Raw genomic sequence first — 19,674 nt, 5'->3', positions numbered from 1 at the left:
CGGCTGTTCGTTATTAAGATCAATTGATGAAAAATTCCTCTAGATACATGCTCCAGATTTTGTAACCATCTTCATTAGGTAATTCAAGGTCCTCATTTAAAACATCTTTCATTTCTTCTGTATCCTGTTCCGGCCAATTACTCCAGTGATTAAGATAAGGAATATTTCTTTCTTCGGCGTAATTCTTCAATTCCTTCACTTGATTAGGATAATATGTCGCATTAAATAAAGGGTTAGGGGGCTGTAAAATAAACTGTGTATCTTCGTTTGCAGCAGCGACATCCTCCATTATTTTCGTAAGATTATCAAGTGAATCAGCAATAGCCACATTCCCATTATCCTTTAAAGTGAACGGTTCAAATAAAATCAAATCAGCTTTTTTCTCAATTAAGTCTTTTTGCTTGCCTTGGATTACAAACTGGGACGACATGAGGTCATAAATTAATCCGTCGACTTGAACGGTCTTACCGTATACTTCTTTCATTCGTTTACCGAGTTCATCAGGTAAATTGTAATCCTTATCGCCTAGCGAATTCGATCCGACGATCAAAATCTTAAATGCTTTTCCATCTGCTACTCTTTCCCGATATACCTTTTTACTTTTCTCTGGCCAATTTTCTGTGAACATTACTAGATCTTTGTTGGAAGGAGTAGATTTGTCAGATCCTACTTTATCTCTTGTCTCTAATGGTATGTTGCTAGCATTTGAGACTTTATCCTGCCAATTAATATTTCCTAATACTAAAGATACAGTACATGCAAAAATCATAAAAATAGGTAAAAAGACTTTCATGGTTAACCTCCATATAATTCTAATTAATTATGCAAATAATACCAATTAGTTTATAACTATACCATTTTATGATAAAATTTGCTTTAATTTAAATAGTAACTCGCCTATAATTATGGCAAAAAAAAACTTATTGGCAATTAATTGTGATATACTACCATAGTTGTTAATTAAAATTTGGAGGGAATCATGGAAGAAACGATTAGTTTAAAAGACCTATTTTTAACCTTGAGGAAAAGATTGAATCTAATCATTATCATTACAGCACTTGCCGTTTTTGTGAGTGGTGTTGTCAGTTATTTTCTCTTAACTCCGATATATCAGGCATCGACACAATTACTCGTTAATCAATCAAAGAATGAAGAAGCACTTTATAGCAACAACGAGGTCCAAACGAATCTGCAATTAATTAATACATACAATGTCATCATTAAAAGTTCGGCGATATTGGAAAAAGTGAAGGGTAACCTAAGTCTTGACATGACTCCAGCAGAGTTAAACGAAAAGATTATGGTTGCAAGTGAACAGAATTCACAAGTAGTCAATATTACGGTTGAGGATGCAAATCCCAAGCTTGCAGTAGATATTGCCAATAAAACGGCTGAAGTATTCCAAAAGGAAATCGTCGAAATTATGAATGTGGATAATGTAACGATATTGGCCAATGCTGAATATGCTGAGAACCCTTCACCTATTAAGCCACAGCCATTATTGAATATTGCAATTGGGCTCATAGTCGGATTAATGGCTGGAGTAGGTCTCGCTTTCTTACTTGAATATTTAGATAATACAATCAAAACAGAACAAGATATTGAGACACAACTTGGCTTACCAGTACTAGGTGTTATAAATATCTTTGATGGACAAGATGATATGAAGTCACGTAAGGAAAGAACAGCAAGAGGAAGAGGTGAATCCATTGGCTCCCCAAGATAAAAAGAAAAAGTCAGATACAAAACGAAAGCTGATTGCGAAATTAAATCCGCAATCGCCTATATCCGAACAATATCGAACGATTAGAACCAACATCCAATTCTCTGCTGTCGATCAAGAAGTACGTTCCATCATGGTTACCTCTTCAGCACCGGGAGAGGGAAAATCCACAACAGCGGCAAACCTTGCTGTCGTATTTGCGCAACAAGGAAAAAGAGTCCTGCTTGTTGATGCTGATTTAAGAAAACCAACCGTACATTACACTTTCAACTTACCGAATACATTTGGATTAACAAACATTTTAACAAAGCGAATGGAGTTACATGAAGCAGCAATTGAAACAGATGAAAGAAACCTGTTTGTCTTATCGAGTGGTCCCATTCCACCTAATCCTGCAGAACTTCTTGGATCCAAATCAATGACTGAGTTATTTGAACAATTCTATCAAGAATTTGATGTCATCATAATGGATACACCACCAGTTTTAGCAGTAACGGATGCACAAATTTTGTCGAATAGCTGTGATGGTACGATACTAGTCGTTTCTAGTGGAAAAACAGAGGTGGAACAAGCATTAAAGGCGAAAGAACAATTAACGTCAGCCTCTTGTAATCTTCTGGGAGTCGTTCTGAATAATAAAAAAGTGCAAAAGAATGACCAATATTCCTATTATTATGGAAATAAGTAGATAAGTGGCTTATTTCCTGATTTTTTGAATAAAAAACATGAAAAAGGTAATAAAAGTAATTTTATTGGGTATTAAGATTTACATAGAGGGGGTGGTGATAAGATGATCGATATCCATTCACACATATTACCGGGGATTGATGATGGTGCTCAAACTGTCGACGATAGCATGGCGTTGGCGAGATTGGCCGTTCAGGAAGGCATTCATAAGATTATTGCTACACCACATCACAAAAATGGAAAATATGAAAATCGTAAATTAGATATCATAAGCCAAGTAGCAGAGTTGAATAGAACCTTAATTAAAGAGGGGATTCCGTTAGAGATTCTACCAGGACAAGAGACAAGGATTTATGGAGAGATTTTAAAAGATTATAAACTTAATGAGATTGTCACCTTAAATGATGGAGGTACTTACCTTTTTGTTGAACTTCCAACAGCCCATGTTCCGCGTTATACGGACCAACTGCTAGCTGACATTCAATTCGAACGCCTTACTCCCATCATTGTCCATCCCGAAAGGAATCAAGAACTAATCAACAACCCAGATCTCCTCTATAATTTTGTGACAAATGGAACACTAACGCAAGTGACGGCAGCCAGTGTTTCCGGAGCCTTTGGAAAAAACATTCAAAAATTCACCATGCAATTAATTGAATCCAATTTAACTCACTTCATTTCGTCTGATGCTCATAATATCACCAGCAGAAGTTTCAAGATGAATGAAGCCTTTGATGTGATTGAAAAGAAGTTTGGCGTAGATTGGATTGACTTGTTCCTAGATAATGCAGAATTACTTGTGCAGGGGAAACCTGTTTATCGAGAAATTCCGGAGAAAATTAAAAAGAAAAAATTTTTAGGGATATTTTGAATCAATTTAATTTGGGAAGTAACTCAGCAAAGTGCTTAGTATAGTAAGACTTAACCGAGTGTAACTAAAGTGTCATAAAGAAGTGCGTTACAAACTTTTATTTAAGGGAGGGAAGTTTAAATTGGCCTATCGCAAGCGACTAACAATATTAGCAGCACTAGATTCGATTATTGTTTTATCAGCTATTTATGCAAGTTATTTATTCTTACATCCATATTTTGAAATATTTAAGTTGACGACACTACTAGTCAGTTCCATCTCTCTATTAATCAGCCATCATTTCTTCGCTTCAATATACAAGCTTTATAAAAAGGCATGGGAATATGCCAGTATTAGAGAATTAATCTCCATTGTCAAAGCTGTCACGTTATCTATTATTTCAGTCGTTCTCATTCAAGTTATCGTTTTTCAAGATATTTACGTGAGGGCAATGGCGTTGACGTGGATGATGCATGTTATCCTGATTGGTGGTTCGCGTTTTTCCTGGAGAGTATTACGTGATCGCTATATTAAGAATAAAGTGGAAATCAAAAACACCTTGGTTATTGGAGCCGGATCAGCGGGCACCATGGTCGTCCGGCAACTTCTCAATAATCATGATACGGAATTAAAACCAGTGGCCTTTATTGATGATGATCCGAAAAAAAACAAATTAGACATTCTTGGAATCCCTGTTGCAGGCACATCGAAACAGATTCCGGAAATTGTTGAAAAATTCCATATTGATAACATCGTCATTGCGATTCCTTCATTAAGTAAAAAGGAATTAAAGGTCATCTTTGAAGAATGTATCAAAACAAATGCCAAGACACAAATCATGCCGATGATTGAAGACATCATGTTAGGAAATGTGGCAGTCAATCAATTTAAAGAAGTTGAAGTAGCAGACTTATTAGGACGAGAACCAGTGGAATTAGATATTGATAACATATCTAAATACGTTACAGCTAAAACCATTCTAGTAACAGGGGCCGGTGGATCAATTGGGTCCGAAATCTGTCGGCAAATATGCCGCTTCTCTCCGGAAAAACTCATTCTACTAGGACATGGAGAGAACAGCATCTATCAAATTGATATGGAACTGAAAAAGTTACATGCTGATGATATTGAAATCATCCCTGTCATTGCAGATATACAAGATCGAGATAGAGTATTTGAAGTAATGGACAACTATCGACCAAATATCGTTTATCATGCGGCTGCACACAAACATGTGCCGCTCATGGAATACAACCCGCGCGAAGCCGTGAAGAATAATGTATTTGGGACAAAGAATGTAGCAGAAGCTGCAGACACGTTTGGCGTCGGAGCATTCGTGATGATTTCATCGGACAAAGCCGTTAACCCGACAAACGTCATGGGATCAACAAAGCGGATTGCCGAAATGATTATCCAGCAGTTGGCTAAAAACAGCTCTACCAAATTTGTTGCCGTTCGCTTTGGTAATGTCTTAGGAAGCAGAGGAAGTGTCATCCCTCTATTCAAGAAGCAAATCCAAGCGGGTGGACCCGTAACCGTTACTCATCCAGATATGACGCGATACTTTATGACGATACCGGAAGCCTCCCGTCTGGTCATTCAGGCAAGTTCCCTGGCACGAGGTGGAGAGATTTTCGTCCTCGATATGGGTGAACCCGTTAAGATCGTGGATCTAGCGACAAACCTCATTCAACTATCTGGCTATACAATAGAAGAAATAGGAATTAAGTATTCAGGAATCAGACCGGGTGAGAAGATGTATGAGGAATTATTAGGGGAGAAAGAAGTACACAGTGAGGCCGTATTCCCTAAGATATTCATTGGAAAAGCCGTGTTGGAACAGGAAGCGGAAATTGAGTATCTGCTACGTTCACAAGATGATTTATCGACAATGCAACTAAAAGAGTTTGTAATCAATTTAGCGAATCGGAGAAAGAACAAAGATTTTTCAGTAGCGAGGTAAGTAGAAGGGGGAAGAAAGATGAAAAAGGTAAGAAAAGCGATCATTCCAGCGGCGGGTTTAGGAACACGGTTTTTGCCAGCCACTAAGGCGATGCCTAAGGAAATGCTTCCGATTGTAGATAAACCAACCATTCAATATATCGTGGAAGAAGCTGTAGCATCCGGAATAGAGGATATTATCATCGTAACAGGAAAAGGCAAACGCTCAATCGAGGATCATTTTGACAATGCCTTTGAACTCGAAAGCAATTTAATGGAGAAAAACAAATTTGAATTACTAGAGAAGGTTCAAGCCTCTTCTAAAGTGGAAATTCACTATATTAGACAAAAAGAACCAAAAGGATTAGGACATGCTGTCTGGTGTGCACGAAAATTCATTGGTGATGAACCATTTGCTGTTCTTTTAGGCGACGATATCGTCCAAGCAGAAACACCTTGCTTAAAACAGTTAATAGACGAATATGATCAAACCCTTTCGTCTGTCATAGGTGTACAAACCGTTCCAGAGAACGAAACACATCGTTACGGTATTGTCGATCCTTCCGAACAAATGGGAAGAAGATATCAAGTAAACCAATTCATTGAGAAACCGGCGATGGGAACGGCACCATCCAATTTAGCAATTATGGGCCGGTATATTTTGACGCCTGAAATCTTCATGTTTTTAGAACAACAAGAAAAAGGTGCTGGAGGAGAAATTCAATTAACAGATGCCATCCAAAAACTGAATGAAATTCAACGGGTGTTTGCCTATAACTTCGAAGGCCAACGATATGACGTCGGTGAGAAATTAGGGTTTGTGAAGACGACGATAGAATTTGCACTGCAGAATGAAGAAATCAAGGATGAGTTATTGGAGTACTTAACGAGCATTATTCAGAAGATGGGTGCAAAAGAAATTAATGCGTAGATAAAATATTCAGCCGGGTAAAGGGTTTAATTCCTTTCCTTGGTGAGGTAACTGAATGGAAAAAATAAGCAGTGGCGTACCAAAAGTAAATTAGTTGATTAGTAGTTAGTTGACTCATGATCAAGTAAGTACTAATTTACTAAATAATCATCAAGGGGTGTTTAACTGGCATGTATCTAAAAATCAAACGAGTCATTGATGTCATTCTTTCTTTCTTGGGACTTCTTATTTTATCGCCGGTGTATTTATTGTTGATTGTAGCCATCAAACTGGATTCTAAAGGTCCTGTATTCTTCAAGCAAAAGCGTGTAGGGATTAACAAGACCTATTTCCACATTTTGAAGTTCAGGACAATGAGGATTGATACTCCTAAGGACACGCCGACCCATCTATTAGAAAATCCCAATCAATATATTACCAAGGTGGGAAAATTCTTGAGAAAAACGTCGCTTGATGAACTACCACAAATATGGAACATTTTTGTTGGTGAAATGAGCATCATCGGTCCAAGACCAGCCTTATGGAACCAATACGATTTAATTGATGAACGGGACAAGTATGGAGCAAACGATGTACCACCTGGACTTACCGGGTGGGCGCAGATTAATGGAAGAGATGAACTTCCAATCGAGATAAAGGCCAAGCTAGACGGACAATACGTAGAAAAGCTTAGCCTTTGGATGGATACTAAGTGTTTCTTTGGGACGGTTATAAGCGTCTTGAAAAAAGATGGTGTGATTGAAGGAAGGCAAGAAAAGAATGATGTAACAAGTATAGGTGGAAAGGGTCTATAGAAAGTTAGATAGTAAATATAATTGAGGTGTAACAATGTTATTAGTTACAGGAATTACTGGTCATACTGGAAAATATTTTTTGCGAGAATTAATTGAAAATAATTATAACGGCCTTATTCGATGTGTTGTGAGGAACACCTCTGATACATCATTATTAGATGAAAGTAATCTGAATATAGAAAAGGTAGTCGGGGACTTAAACGATGGAGAATTTATAAGACGGGTCATGAAAGGCATAGATATAGTAATGCATATATATAATATTCATCATTCCCCAATAATTGTGAAAGAGGCTATCGAACATCATGTTAAAAGGGTGATATTAGTTCATACTACAGGTATATTTTCAAATTACAAGACTGCTTCTCAGGAATACAAAAAATTGGAAAAGAAAGTCTTCGAGTTAACTAACTTACCTAGTTGTACACAAGTAACAATACTAAGACCCACCATGATATATGGGGATATATGCGATGGAAATATGAGTAAATTTATAAAGATGGTTGATAAATTAAGAATATTACCCATTATTAGTAATGGTCAAAACTTGATACAACCAGTAAATGCGAGAGATTTAGGGAAAGCATTTTATAAAGTATTAATGTCTCCTGCAGAGACGGAAAATAAGGCTTATAATCTTTCAGGTGATAGAGCTATAAAGATGATTGATGTCTTTAAAATAATAAGTAAAGAACTAAATAAACCAACTATTTATATTAATGTCCCCCTAAATATAAGTGTGTATTTAGCGAAAATTATTAAAGTGGTATCTGTTGGAAAAGTTGATTATATTGAAAAAGTTCAGAGAATGGGTGAAAACAGGAGCTATCCTTATGATGAGGCCAGTAAAGATTTTGGGTATAACCCCATCTTATTTGAAGAGGGGATTCATAATGAAATACTAGAATATCTGGAGGCTAAAAGAGCAAAATGAAAAAAATATTAATATTAGCAAATCATTTTATAACTATATATGCTTTTAGGAAAGAAATGGTTGAAGAGTTATTAAAACGGGATTATCAAGTATTCCTTGGATTGCCTAAATCTGAAGAAAATGATTTTTTTACGAAAATGGGTTGTACGATAATAGAAACTCCAATTGAGAGACGAGGTACTAATCCATTCTCTGATATGAAATTATTTTTTCAATATATAAAAATATTTAGAAGTATAATGCCTGATTTAGTACTTACTTATACAATTAAACCTAATACATATGGAGGAATGGCAGCGAGGTTTTCTAGAAAAAAGACAATGCATACAATAACGGGATTAGGATCCGTCTATATCCAAAATATGTGGCAAAAAAACATTGCAATCATTCTAAATAAAGTAGCTTTTAAGACAGCATCAAAATTAATTTTTCTAAATGAGGATAACAGAGCATTTTATTACAAAATGGGCATAATTTCAAATAAACATAATACTCTAATTGTTCCAGGATCAGGTGTCAACTTAGATATATTTAGATTTAAGGAACAATTAAATCATGAAAATATTACCTTTACCTTCATTGGAAGAATTTTAAAAGATAAAGGAATTGAAGAGTATCTTATCGCTGCTAAGGAGCTCATGCAAAGTTATAAAAATGTAAAGTTTGAAGTAGTTGGTTTTGTTGACGAGAATAAATATGTAGACTTGCTGAGCCAATATGAAAGTGAAGGAATAATAAAATATTTAGGGAAAAGAAATGATATTCCTGAAATAATAACAAAATCAAGCTGTATAGTATTGCCTTCTTATGGTGAAGGAAGAGGTACTGTACTTCAAGAAGGTGCAGCTATAGGAAGACCATTGATAACTTGTAACACTTATGGTTGTAAAGAGAATGTAGAGGATGGGTATAACGGATATTTATGTGAAGTGGCTAATTCAGAATCTCTAAAGAAAAGTATGGAACAATTTATTAATTTATCAAAAGAAGAAAAAATACTAATGGGAAAACGAAGTAGAGAAAGGGCAGAAGTAGATTTTGATCGGAAAATTGTAGTATCAGCTTATATAGATGAAATAACAAAATTACTAGGATAAGGATGGGGTTTTATGAATTTATACAATAAAATAGTAAAAAGAGATGAAAAGATTTCAATAGTGGGTTTAGGGTATGTGGGAATGCCTATTGCAGTTGCGTTTGCGAAAAAGGCGGATGTAATTGGCTTTGATATTAATGTAGAGAAAATTCAAAAGTACCTTAATGGTATAGATGTAACAAATGAAGTTGGAGATGATATTTTAAGAGAAACGTCAGTAATTTTTACCTCGAACGAACAAGAATTAAAAAAATGTAAATTCCATATTGTGGCGGTACCTACACCCGTAACAATGGACAAGACTCCAGATTTAGCGCCTGTAATTGGAGCAAGTAAAACAGTAGGAAGAAATTTAGTCAAAGGTTCTATCGTGGTATATGAATCAACAGTATACCCTGGAGTAACAGAAGAAATATGTGTGCCGATTCTTGAAGAAGAATCTGGTCTTCGATATGGAATAGATTTTAAAGTTGGATATTCGCCAGAACGTATAAATCCGGGTGATAAGATAAATAGACTGGAAACAATAGTAAAAGTAGTTTCTGGTATGGATGATGAGACTCTAGAAATTATAGCAAAAACTTATGAGATGATAATTGAAGCGGGAGTTCATAGGGCAGAGAGTATTAAAGTTGCTGAAGCATCAAAGGTAATTGAAAACTCTCAAAGAGATATAAACATTGCCTTTATGAATGAACTTTCAATAGTTTTTAATAAGATGGATATTGATACGACATCTGTTCTCAAGGCAGCTAAGACAAAGTGGAATTTTTTAGATTTTAAGCCAGGATTAGTAGGTGGACATTGTATAGGAATCGACCCTTATTATTTCGTTTATAAAGCTGAACAATTAGGATATCATTCCCAAATAATTTTATCTGGAAGAAGAATTAATGATGATATGGGTAAATATGTAGCCGAAAATATAATTAAGAAAATGATTCAAGCAGATAAAAAAGTTAAAGGATCTAAAGTTATTATTATGGGAATAACATTTAAAGAAAACTGTCCTGATTCAAGAAATACTAAAGTTATAGATTTAATTAATGCACTTAATGATTATGATGTTAACATTAAAGTAGTAGATCCAATTGCTGATGCAAAAGAGGTATGGGATGAATACAAAATTGAACTTCATAATTTTGAGGACATAGATGAAGCAGATGCTATAGTATTTGCAGTGCCACATCAAGAATTTTTACATCTTTCGTTACTAGACTTGAAAAGAAAGTATCAAAAGGATTTCTATGGTGATTCGATTGGTTTATTAAAAGAAGAAACAATGATGATAGAGGAAGTAGCCGTCACATATGAAGAAAATCATATCCCTGTATTAATTGATCTAAAAGGTATTTTTAATATGAAAGAGGCACAGAAATTGGGATATCAATATTGGAGGTTGTAAGAGCAATTTAATTATCACTCCAATAATTATTAGCTCAACATACAGTTTACAAGGTGAAGTATAAGGTTAAACTTATATATTATATATACTATTTTGATTTAAAAAAATGATATTTAGTATTAATAAAAGGTGAACTAATATGGAAATTTTACATTTGAACTCGAATTTTAATCAATCAACAATATACAAAAATATGCTTAACTCAATAAATAATAACGAAAATGTAAGTGGTGAGGTTTTTTTCCCAGTTAATATCTATTATGAAGATAATAAAAACGTAGAATTACAAAATGTAGATACTATTAAATGTCTAAGAAAATATGATTTTATAAATTTCTTCTCAAGAAATAGGAAGTTAGCAAAGGTAGTATTTGAAAAATACGGAAACAAGCATGATGTTATTTTAGCATATTCACTTTTTTCAAATGGCTACCTAGCTAGGACTATTAATAAAGTCAATAAGACACCGTACATAGTAATAGTACAAAACACAGATGTGAATTTTTATTTTAAAAAGATGTTTCATTTGAGAAAGATAGGTTTGGATATTATCCTGAACGCATCTAAAGTAGTTTTTATTTCTTCAACATATAGAGAAAATGTTTTAAGTAAATATGTCCCTAAAAAATATCATTCTCAAATAATGAGAACTTCTGAAATTATCCCTTTCGGTGTGGATGATTATTGGATTGAAAATAAACACCTTCCATCCCCTTTGAACAATAATAATCATTTAAATATTTTATTTGTAGGCAAGATAAATAAAAATAAAAATACGAAACTTACTTTAGATGCCTGTAAATTGTTAGAGAAAGAAGGTTTGAATATAAATTTCACGATAATTGGGGATATTGAAGATGAGCAATATGCGCACTCTATAATGCAAAATGATTTTGTCAGACATTACTCCTTTATGGATGCTTCAGAACTATTAAAGTTTTATAGAAAAAGTGATATTTTTGTTATGCCATCTTTTAAAGAGTCCTTTGGTCTTGTTTATGCGGAATCAATGAGTCAAGGCACTCCAATTATTTATACCAAAGGACAAGGATTTGATAAGCAATATGATGAGAAAATTGTAGGAATTTCTGTCAAGCCTAATTCAGTAAATGAACTAGCAAATGCTATTAAATATATTAAAGCAAATCAATCTTCGTTATCTGCAAACTGTTTAAACCTTGTTGATAAGTTCTCATGGAATGAGATATCTAAAAAATATATAATTTTGTTCTCAAATGTAATTAATAAAGATTAACTAAAGGTGGTTCAACTGTGAAATCAGTAGTCAGGAAAAACAAAGTACTACACTTTATACCTGGATATAGTTATGGGGGAATAGAAGAGAGATTTAAAGATTGGTTGAATTTAATAGATAATAAAATAGTGAACTTTGATCTGATAACATATATTGATCCTTTAGATAAAAGATTTGATGAAATCAAATCATTAGGATGTTCAGTATATTATGTACCTTCAATAAAAAAGGTTGGATTACTACAGCATATTAAGGCTGTTAGGAATTTTCTAAAAGGAAATAATGATTATTGTGCTATCCATTGTCATTCTGTGGATAATAGTTATTTTTTATTAAAATATGCAAAAAAGTATAAAATAAAAAAAAGAATAATTCATGCTCGAACCACTTCTTATGGTGATTTATCCTATCATTTTATTAGAAATATCTTTAAAAAAAAATGTGTAAAACAAGCAACTCATTTGTTGGGATGTTCGCGAGAAGCAATACAATGGGTGAAAAAAGGTGAACTAGATGATAGATGTACTGTAATTAACAATGGTATAAATATCAATGAATACCAGTTCAATTTAGAAAAAAGAAAAAAAATTAGAATGGAACTGGATATTCAAGATGAATATGTAATCGGTCATATAGGCAGATTCACGCATGCTAAAAACCATAAATTTTTAATAGAAACCTTTTTTGAATTTTTAAAGTCCTTACCACAAAGTAAACTGGTTTTAGTAGGTGATGGCGAATTAAGAACAGATATTGTTAAATTTATAGAAGAATTAAATCTTGAAGATAAAGTGCAGATTGTTGGTTATAAAGAAAATGTTAATGATTATTTAAATAGTATGGATCTTTTTGTTTTTCCATCCTTATATGAGGGGTTCGGCACTGTTTTAGTAGAAGCTCAAGCATCAGGATTAAATTGTATAGTGTCTGATACTGTTCCTTATACTACTAATATAACAGGTAATGCCAATTATCTATCATTAGATTTAGCAACAGCAAAATGGGCAGAACATATTATGAAACTCTATAAAAGTGGAAGTAATAATAGAGAAGAATTTGCTAGTAAGTTAAAAAACTCTGACTTCGATGTAAGGACAGTGGTTAAACAACTTGAAAAAATTTATATTAGTTAGGTGAGAATTTGTTTTTAATATTAGTCACTATAAATATAATTCTATTTTTATTTAATGAAATACTGGGTTCTGCTATGTTATTAATAGTTGCAACAATATTTCTATTTAAAAAAAAATCGGTAGTTGAGAAAGTACTTCTTATAACAATATATTCGTTGCCGTTTTTTTATAAAGGGATATTTGGTTACAATGATAATTTTTCACTGACAACAATTATATTATTCTTTTATATAATATATGGTTTTATTAATATTTGTTTTAATAACTTAAAAATAAACATAAAATATTTATATCTTATTGTATTATTCTCTAGCTTTTTCTTTTTAAGTATATTTAAGTCTAGTGATGGTTTAGAGTCTTTAGAGTTTACTTTCAAGTTATTAATAATTACTTTTTCTCTTTTTATATCCATCATTCACAAAAAAAATGGCTTGCATATAGATAATAATAAAATTAATTATTTCATTGATAGAATAATTGATGTTACTGTAGCATTAGCTATAGGCATAGTAATACAATTTTTTTTGTATGAGTTTTTTGGAAAGCAGATAGGTTTTATCTTTTTTGGTGAGAGAAGGATTATTTTTAATTTGTATTTCATCCAAAAAAGTATTTTATCAGGGTTTTTATGTCTTGGAGCATTTTTTCTTGTTTGTAAGTTATTTAAGATATTTAATTATAGAACCCTTTTCTGTATAATTCTAATTCTAGCTGCAAATATTATCAATACTTCAAGAACTGGTGTTTTATGTTTAATTACTACAGTGATTCTATATGTACTGTTCGGTAAAAAGGAAAAAGTAAAAAAACTAAATATAGGTATAACATTAATTGTTTTTTTCTTTTTACTTTTAATATCTTTACCCATATTAAATAATATGCGAGATAATATTACTGGTTTTTTTGATGATAATGGACGATACGAAATTATTTATGAGAGTTGGCCAATTATAAAAAGTAATTTACTTTCTGGTATTGGATCAAGTTGGTTGGACCTATATAAATTCGGTTTGGATATTGAAAACCATAATTTTGTTTTTCAGTACCTCCTTTCATTCGGCATTATTGGTACTGGTTCATTATGCTTGTTGTTAATATTAACTCTAATAGAAACTAAAAACTCCATATTGAGATTTGGGATTTTATATGTAATACTATGCGGAATGTTTTTTACTTTTTGGCATAATTCGTTATTTATCGTACCAGTATTTATACTTGGTTTACTTTCTAATGCAGATTACTTAGAGGGAAAGAAGGATTTATAATGTTGAATTTTTTTTATATAGTTGAACATTTGTTAAAAAAAGAAAAAAAAAAACTATGGAATTTGAGAATACATCAATTTTTTTCATTTTTAGTTAATATTGTAGTAATCAGCTATTATAAGTTATGTTGGAGGTTTTTTAAGAAAAAAGGTACGGGAGAAAATGAAAAAAAGGTAATAGTTTCTTTAACCACATTTCCTGGAAGAATTAATACAGTATGGATATGTATTGAGACTTTAATGCGACAAATATATAAACCGGATAGAATTATTTTATGGTTAGCTAGGGATCAAATTGATAATGAAAATCTACTTCCTAAACAATTAATAAAGTTAAAAAGTAGAGGTTTGGAAATTAAATTTTGTGATGATTTAAAACCGCATAAAAAGTATTTTTATACCTTTTTAGAAAATCCCGAAGCAACTGTAATAACCTTTGATGATGATATTCTTTATCCATCATATGCAATTAAAAAGTTAATAGATTCAAATGCAAAATACCCAAATTGCATCTCATGTAACCGAGGACATATGATAACTTTAAATGAGGATGGTATATTGCCATATTCTTTATGGGAGCATGCAATTAATAATAATACACGACCTAATTTATTATTATGTCCTACTGGTGTAGGGGGAGTAATATATCCACCTCATTCTTTAGATAATGCAGTATTTGATAAAGAAACGATTAAATCAACTTGTTTGATGGCTGATGATCTATGGCTTAAAATAATGTCAATTAGGAAAGGTACTTTAGTTGTAAAAACATCTGGATTTCCTCAAAATTTGTATGTAATATCTTCCAGTCAAACTGATTCTCTAAACAAAGCTAATGTCGGAAAGAATCAAAATGATATTCAATTAAAAAAAATACAAGAAGTTTATAGTATAGATATAAAATAACTTTTTCTTATTTGTTAGTTTCAACGACTTAATTAAATTTGTAATAATAAGTTATAGTTAATAGAAAGGAAACAAGATGAACTTATTTAAAAAGTTTCTATCATTTTCCTATGGAAACTGGATAGGCTTGGTTATCGGTCTTTTAAGTACAATGATAACAACCAGAATACTTGCTCCAGAAGACTTTGGAAAAGCCTCAATGTTTACACTTGCAATAAATATTTTTATGATAATTATAATTTTTGGAACAGATCAGACTTTTGTTAGGTTTTTCCACGAAGAAGAAGAGCAGAATAGAAGTAGTTTGTTATATAACTGTCTAAAGATTCCATCCTTAATATTAATAATTATTATTTTATTTATAATAGTTTTTAATGAACAAATAACAATGTATCTATTAGAAGAAAAAAGTATGATATTGAGTTTTATGTTAATTATAGGAATAGTAGCACAGGTGTTATATCGTTATGGGACATTGGTTATAAGAATGAAACAAAAAGGTAAATCGTTTTCTAATTTGCAAATATTAGATAGGGTTTTAAGCTTAATATTTTTGTTGCTACTATATACTATAATAGGTAAGAGTTTTGAGGTAATAGTTTACTCAACTATTTTGACCCTACTATTTCTTGCAATAATAGCAATCATGTTAGAAAAGGATTTCTGGTCTTTGAGAAATATATCTGTTTATAAATTAAAACACAGTAAAATAGACATATTAAAATATAGTTCTCCCTTAGTATTAACAACTCTTATAACTTGGCTATTTGAGGCATTCGATAAATTTGCTTTAAAGCAATGGAGCAACTTTGAAGAATTAGGGTTATATACTGCTGCATTTAAAATTATAGCACTTTTAAATATCATTAAGATTACATTTTCAACATTTTGGGCCCCTGTATGTTATGAAAAATTTCAGCAAAACCCTGAAGATAAAGAATTTTTTCAGAGTGTATCCAAAATAGTTGCATTCTCTATGTTTTTAATTGCTATACTTATAATTTCTGGAAAAGATTTAGTGGTATATATTTTAGGAAATGAATACAGTAAAGCCTCAAAATTGATGCCTTTTTTAGTATTTATGCCTATAATGTACACATTATCTGAAACAACAGTAATTGGTATTAACTTTTTTAAAAAAACAAGATGGCATATATTTATAGCTATTATTACATGTCTGATAAACATAATAGGTAACTGGATATTTGTCCCAAGATATGGTGCATTTGGAGCAACAGTGGCTACAGCTATATCTTTTATAGTATTTTTCACACTAAGAACCCAAATATCATTAAAATATTATAAAGTGAATTATGATTTAACAAGGATATATAGTATGATTGTTATTATTTCTATATATGCCTTCTTTTCCATTAAAATTGAAAATTTTTACTACAATATATTAATAGGCTTATTTGTAATAGTTATTATGATATTTTTATATTCGAAAGATATGATAAAAATTATAAAAGTTATAAAAAAGAACTATTTAAAATGAATCCTTTCTCATCGATGATGAGTAAATAGGGTCGGTTCTTTGTGTTAACTAAGCGATAGATGTCCCTTTAGATTCTACATTTTTGCAGTCTGATACCAACTTCATCAGCTGTTAAAAATAAGGTAGTATATCCTTTGTTTAAGAGCTTCTACGACGAAGGATAGGGCTAAATGAGTTTTTCCTTACACATTTTGAACCTATAGAAATAGACCGTTTATTACAGATTCCAAAAAGAATTTTAAAAATAAAAACTCAGAAGAAAGGTACAGCTTTAACTCTTTGTGCAAAGTATAAAGCAGGTAATCAAAGTGGTAAAAGAATAATAAAGGTATATTAATATGAAAAGGGGGGCGAAAGGTTGTTTAGAACAATTTTTCAGTCTCCTTTTTGTGATTTTAGTAGGATGGTTGTCATTGTCCTCATGTGTAAACTGTGCTATAAGTAATGGTTTTTTGGGTAATTGTAGTAAATGAAACCACTTACATCGATGTTCTACTTGCCATTATACGTTTAATATGTAATTATCTATTAAGAGAGCTAAATTTCTTGTTTTTACCAATGGTGGAGAGGTAGTAACATGGTATTACAATGAGGCTTTAATTATTATTTGGAGTGGATATTTCTAATGACTTTTAATGATATTTTAATAGAAATGGTTTCAAAAGTGGAATCAGAACAAGATGTAACCGTATATGATTTAGTAGAGGAACTGAAGGAGAAATTGAGCGGGATTATGGAAGGACCTTTACATGAGAGGCCGTAAGTGGCTATTCCCGGCTTTGCTCACGTTATGGGCGATACTCATCTTCTTTTTCTCCTCGCAGAAGTATGAGGAGCAGAGCCTTTCTTCTTTTTTAGGACGGTTTAATACGCCGTATTGGTATGAATTGCTTGAGGGCATTTCGTTTATGTATGGTGGGGTCGAGGTGAGTGCTCATACCGCTGGGGTGGATGGGTTCTTTGAGTTTTTCATTCGAAAAGGTGCCCATCTTTTTATCTTTTTTGTATTCGGTTTTTTGACATTTGGTGTTTGGCGGGTTTTTGTAAAACATAAAGGTATTAGCCTTTCAGGTGCTCTTGTTTGCGTGCTGCTTTATGCGAGTGCGGATGAAGTGCATCAGAACATTACAGGTGGGAGAACACCACTGTTGCAGGATGTTATGATCGATACGTTCGGGGGAGTAATGGGCATTTTGTGTTTTATTATGGTCAGTCGATGGTGGAGGCACCCTGCGTGAGAAGTATGTCTGTTAAGCATGCTTCTTTTTTTGTCGTTCCTTTCATATAGATAGGGTAAGGATCGGCTTTCTGAAGGTGATGTATATGATGAGACGCCAAAGAAGTCCATTTGGAGTAGGGGCTTTTATAATCGCGATATTAGTCGTTGGAGGTTGTATCATTTTTCTGTGGCCCAGTGGACCTGAGCGATTAGTGGATGATTTTTATGCATACGAGAGTGAGGCGGAATTCGGGAAGTCGTGGGAATTGTTAAGTAGCGAAATGAAGCTGCGCTTTCCGGTTCGTGCCGATTATGTGCAAAATCGAGCTCATGTCTTCTTGCAACATATGGATGTGGAAACTTTTCAGTATGAAGTGGGCGATTCAAAGAAAGTGAAGGATTGGAGCATGGGGAAAGGCGGAAAGGTCCATAAAACCGCGTACAGGGTCCCTGTCACCCAGGTGTTTGAGTCTCATTTTGGTTTGTTTACGATCGAACAGGATTGTTATGTAGTGAAGGAAAAAGGCGAATGGCGTCTGTTTTGGGATTATCGATTTGAATAGATGCCTCTCCTTTTTCAACATTTCGCTCCTTTTATCGAAAAGGGAGAGGATATTTATAAGGGAATTGACGGATTAAGGTAGTGATCATGAAGCATATTTCATTCTAGAGCGATCACTGATGGCCTTCAGAATAAACATTTTGTCTTGTTTGCTTAGCATTGCCCAACTACCTGCCTTGATTTTCATACAATCCACTCCTTTTATTTTTTGAAAAATGTTTACCTAAGCATGATGATTCACGTGACCTTGTGTCTAATGAAAGTTGATTCTCGTAATGAAAGATTCAAGGGGAAGAAGGAATATCTTTAGCTCTTAGTTAGATTATACCGTCTTTTCCCCTCTAATAAACAACAAAAATTCCAACAAATCTCTACAATGGGTGTCCGTTTTTTGTCAGAATGTTGGATGGGTCAAATGAAAAAGCTGTCTGGATGCGGTCCAGGCAGCTTTTTCATTTTGCGTTATTTGACGGTTAAATGTTCCTTTAATTCTGATTGAATCTTTTTTTGTTCTTCTTCCGACACAAGATAGTAGTAGATTCCGTCGATTTTCGTTCCGGTACCGGCGATGGAGGATTGGGAAATGTCCTTACTTGCGTCTCTATAGTTCTTTTGAATGTCCATCATGTCATCAAACGTCAAATTCGTCTGGATATTTTTACTTAGTGCGTCGAATACGTCGCCGTAACTCGTCAAGGTCGATACGCTCGCCCCTTCTTTAATGACCGCTTCGATAATGGCACGTTGTCTGGATTGACGCCCGAAATCACCATTAGGATCTTCGTATCTCATTCGGGCATAGGCCAACGCCTCTTTACCATTCAGTTCGATCATGCCTTTGTTGAAGGTCGTCCCCTCTTCAGTGAAGTTCAAATCATTTTGGACGGTGACACCACCGACTGCGTCCACGATATCTTTAAAGCCTTCCATATTGATCTTCATATAGTAATCGATCGGGATATCAAGGAAATTCTCGACCGTATCCATCGCCATCTCGGCGCCGCCGAATGCAAAGGCGTGGTTGATCTTATCTTGAGTGCCGTGTCCGACAATTTCTGTACGGGTATCACGCGGGATGCTCAGCATCTTAACCGATTTCAGTTCCGGATTGACGGTTAAGACAATCATCGTATCTGAACGGCCTTTGTCGCCATCCCGTTCATCAACACCGAGCATCAGCATGGAGAAAGGCTCCTGATCTGATAATGTAAGTTTTTCTGTTCGTTTATCTGTTTGACGGTCTATAGGCGTATGCATGGTTTCTACGGTTTTGGTTAAGGAATTCCAAACGGAGAATGCAAAAGCCCCCCCAGCTAGTACAAAAAGAAGGACAATAATGCCGACTACTTTTAGCCATGTTCGTTTCTTTTTTTTCTTTTTTTCATGTCTCATGTTTAACTTCCTTCCTCGCTATGTAATCACTTAGTCTATTATAGTAAATTCGAGATTGAAAGAGTAGCTTTTTTTGTTATTTTA

Annotated in this window: 19 protein-coding genes; 17 read left to right on the top strand and 2 right to left on the bottom strand. The window is 33.3% G+C overall.

Features of this window, described 5'->3' with window-relative positions; all coding sequences use genetic code 11:
* Positions 1 to 19 precede the first annotated feature (19 nt).
* Positions 20 to 793: an SGNH/GDSL hydrolase family protein gene (locus AC503W_RS13700; protein ID WP_494914518.1), complete on the bottom strand. Its 774-nt coding sequence runs from the start codon at positions 791 to 793 to the stop codon at positions 20 to 22.
* Between the two features lie 186 nt (positions 794 to 979).
* Here AC503W_RS13700 and AC503W_RS13695 point away from each other — a divergent pair, with 186 nt between their 5' ends.
* The 17 genes from AC503W_RS13695 (at position 980) to AC503W_RS13615 (ending at position 18,199) form a co-directional block, all read left to right on the top strand.
* Positions 980 to 1,726, top strand: coding sequence for a YveK family protein (locus AC503W_RS13695; protein WP_494914516.1), 747 nt, complete (start codon positions 980 to 982; stop codon positions 1,724 to 1,726).
* Positions 1,710 to 2,411: a CpsD/CapB family tyrosine-protein kinase gene (locus AC503W_RS13690; protein ID WP_494914514.1), complete on the top strand. Its 702-nt coding sequence runs from the start codon at positions 1,710 to 1,712 to the stop codon at positions 2,409 to 2,411. Before AC503W_RS13695 ends, AC503W_RS13690 begins: the two co-directional genes overlap by 17 nt.
* Before the next feature lie 102 nt (positions 2,412 to 2,513).
* A complete protein-coding gene (locus tag AC503W_RS13685; protein ID WP_494914512.1) occupies positions 2,514 to 3,281 on the top strand; it encodes a tyrosine-protein phosphatase in 768 nt (255 codons plus the stop codon).
* A 121-nt stretch (positions 3,282 to 3,402) separates the two neighbouring features.
* Positions 3,403 to 5,223: a polysaccharide biosynthesis protein gene (locus AC503W_RS13680; protein WP_494914510.1), complete on the top strand. Its 1,821-nt coding sequence runs from the start codon at positions 3,403 to 3,405 to the stop codon at positions 5,221 to 5,223.
* A gap of 18 nt (positions 5,224 to 5,241) precedes the next feature.
* Positions 5,242 to 6,132 (top strand): UTP--glucose-1-phosphate uridylyltransferase GalU, encoded by an 891-nt coding sequence (gene galU / locus AC503W_RS13675; RefSeq protein WP_494914508.1) that lies wholly within the window; start codon positions 5,242 to 5,244, stop codon positions 6,130 to 6,132.
* A gap of 170 nt (positions 6,133 to 6,302) precedes the next feature.
* Entirely contained in the window at positions 6,303 to 6,926 is a 624-nt protein-coding gene (locus AC503W_RS13670; RefSeq protein WP_494914503.1) for a sugar transferase, read from the top strand.
* A gap of 34 nt (positions 6,927 to 6,960) precedes the next feature.
* Positions 6,961 to 7,860: an SDR family oxidoreductase gene (locus AC503W_RS13665; protein WP_494914499.1), complete on the top strand. Its 900-nt coding sequence runs from the start codon at positions 6,961 to 6,963 to the stop codon at positions 7,858 to 7,860.
* Positions 7,857 to 8,957 carry a glycosyltransferase family 4 protein gene (locus AC503W_RS13660; RefSeq protein ID WP_494914498.1) on the top strand — a complete coding sequence of 367 codons (1,101 nt, stop codon included), beginning with the start codon at positions 7,857 to 7,859 and terminating at the stop codon, positions 8,955 to 8,957. The genes AC503W_RS13665 and AC503W_RS13660 overlap by 4 nt, the downstream gene beginning before the upstream one ends.
* 12 nt (positions 8,958 to 8,969) lie before the next feature.
* On the top strand, positions 8,970 to 10,361 hold the full coding sequence (locus AC503W_RS13655; protein WP_494914497.1) for a nucleotide sugar dehydrogenase: 1,392 nt from the start codon (positions 8,970 to 8,972) through the stop codon (positions 10,359 to 10,361).
* Positions 10,362 to 10,500: 139 nt separating this feature from the next.
* On the top strand, positions 10,501 to 11,616 hold the full coding sequence (locus AC503W_RS13650; RefSeq protein ID WP_494914495.1) for a glycosyltransferase family 4 protein: 1,116 nt from the start codon (positions 10,501 to 10,503) through the stop codon (positions 11,614 to 11,616).
* 17 nt (positions 11,617 to 11,633) lie between these two features.
* Positions 11,634 to 12,749: a glycosyltransferase gene (locus tag AC503W_RS13645; RefSeq protein WP_494914493.1), complete on the top strand. Its 1,116-nt coding sequence runs from the start codon at positions 11,634 to 11,636 to the stop codon at positions 12,747 to 12,749.
* A gap of 8 nt (positions 12,750 to 12,757) precedes the next feature.
* Positions 12,758 to 14,014 (top strand): O-antigen ligase family protein, encoded by a 1,257-nt coding sequence (locus AC503W_RS13640; RefSeq protein WP_494914492.1) that lies wholly within the window; start codon positions 12,758 to 12,760, stop codon positions 14,012 to 14,014.
* On the top strand, positions 14,014 to 14,919 hold the full coding sequence (locus AC503W_RS13635; RefSeq protein ID WP_494914491.1) for a glycosyltransferase: 906 nt from the start codon (positions 14,014 to 14,016) through the stop codon (positions 14,917 to 14,919). The genes AC503W_RS13640 and AC503W_RS13635 overlap by 1 nt, the downstream gene beginning before the upstream one ends.
* Before the next feature lie 76 nt (positions 14,920 to 14,995).
* Positions 14,996 to 16,417 carry a lipopolysaccharide biosynthesis protein gene (locus tag AC503W_RS13630; RefSeq protein ID WP_494914490.1) on the top strand — a complete coding sequence of 474 codons (1,422 nt, stop codon included), beginning with the start codon at positions 14,996 to 14,998 and terminating at the stop codon, positions 16,415 to 16,417.
* A gap of 625 nt (positions 16,418 to 17,042) precedes the next feature.
* On the top strand, positions 17,043 to 17,180 hold the full coding sequence (locus tag AC503W_RS13625; RefSeq protein ID WP_494914489.1) for a YwzD family small protein: 138 nt from the start codon (positions 17,043 to 17,045) through the stop codon (positions 17,178 to 17,180).
* A complete protein-coding gene (locus AC503W_RS13620; protein ID WP_494914487.1) occupies positions 17,167 to 17,655 on the top strand; it encodes a VanZ family protein in 489 nt (162 codons plus the stop codon). Before AC503W_RS13625 ends, AC503W_RS13620 begins: the two co-directional genes overlap by 14 nt.
* A gap of 85 nt (positions 17,656 to 17,740) precedes the next feature.
* The gene (locus AC503W_RS13615; RefSeq protein WP_494914485.1) at positions 17,741 to 18,199 is read left to right on the top strand and encodes a hypothetical protein; all 459 of its coding nucleotides are present in this window, start codon (positions 17,741 to 17,743) and stop codon (positions 18,197 to 18,199) included.
* A gap of 461 nt (positions 18,200 to 18,660) precedes the next feature.
* Here AC503W_RS13615 and tagU read toward each other — a convergent pair whose 3' ends face one another.
* The gene (tagU, locus tag AC503W_RS13610) at positions 18,661 to 19,590 is read right to left on the bottom strand and encodes a polyisoprenyl-teichoic acid--peptidoglycan teichoic acid transferase TagU (protein WP_494914484.1); all 930 of its coding nucleotides are present in this window, start codon (positions 19,588 to 19,590) and stop codon (positions 18,661 to 18,663) included.
* Between the last annotated feature and the right edge of the window lie 84 nt (positions 19,591 to 19,674).

The sequence above is a fragment of the Peribacillus suis genome (genome assembly GCF_059384845.1).
Note: the sequence above shows the minus strand (reverse complement) of the source record. Positions and strands in the feature narration are given on the sequence as shown.